Origin of the sequence: Kitasatospora sp. MBT63, from assembly GCF_000710465.2 — a bacterium.
Lineage (GTDB): Bacteria > Actinomycetota > Actinomycetes > Streptomycetales > Streptomycetaceae > Kitasatospora.
This window is the reverse complement of sequence record NZ_JAIZ01000102.1, coordinates 1-908: the sequence shown is the minus strand read 5'-3', so window position 1 is coordinate 908 and position 908 is coordinate 1. Positions and strand designations below refer to the sequence as shown.

The following is a 908-nucleotide window of genomic DNA, read 5'->3' as shown; positions in this document are numbered from 1 at the left end:
CTGAGCTTGCACCGCTGTGACGGACACCCTCGTTGTGGTGGTCAGGCCGCGAGTGCAGTCTCGTAGTCGGCGGGACTGCGGTAGCCCAGGCTGCTGTGCAGCCTGCGTATGTTGTACCAGCCCTCGATCCATTCGAAGATCGCAGAGCGGGCCGCTGCCCTGCTCGGCCATGGCCGGTCACCGAGCAGTTCGCGTTTGATCGTTGCGAAGAACGACTCGGCAAGCGCATTGTCCCAGCACTGCCCGGTTCGGCCGACGGACAAGCGGATGTCGAACTGCGTTGCGAGCTCGGCGAGTTCACGACTGGTGTACTGGCAGCCGCGATCCGAGTGGAAGATCACGGGGCCGTCGGGACGGCGGGTTCGGCAGGCCGCCCGCAGGGCATCGGCGACCAACTCGGTGCGCAGGTGGTCGGCGGTGGCCCAGCCGACCACGCGACGGGAGGCAATGTCGATCACGGTGGCCAGGTAGAGCCAGCCCTCGTTGGTCGGGATGTATGTGATGTCGCCGCACCAGCGGGTGTCGAGGGCGGTCGGGTCGGGCTGGAAGTCACGCAGGACCAGGTCCGGGCGAGTGCCGGCGTTCGGGTCGGGGACCGTGGTGCGGTGGCGTCGCCTGCGGTGCCGGCCCTGCAGGCCGGCCTCACGCATCAGCCGGGCGACACGACGACGGCCGCACCGGTCTCCGGCTTGCTGGAGGACGGCGTGGACTCGAGGGGCTCCGTAGCTGCCCCGCGAGTCCGCGTGGACCTCGGCGATCCTCTCGGTCAGCTCGGCGTCGCGGACCGCACGGGGGCCGGGCTCGCCGTCGCGGCGGGCGTAGAAGGCGGCACGGGAGACCTTGAGCAGCTCACACGCCCGTTTGACGCTGTGGCCTGCCTGCTTCTCCGCCTCGATGAACGGGTGCAC

At 69.6% G+C, this 908-nt stretch carries 1 protein-coding gene; it reads right to left on the bottom strand.

The window, feature by feature from the left end; all coding sequences use genetic code 11:
• Window positions 1-41: 41 nt before the first annotated feature.
• The coding region (locus tag AA75_RS47125) for an IS3 family transposase (protein ID WP_158515451.1) at window positions 42-908 on the bottom strand (867 nt) is incomplete at its 5' end.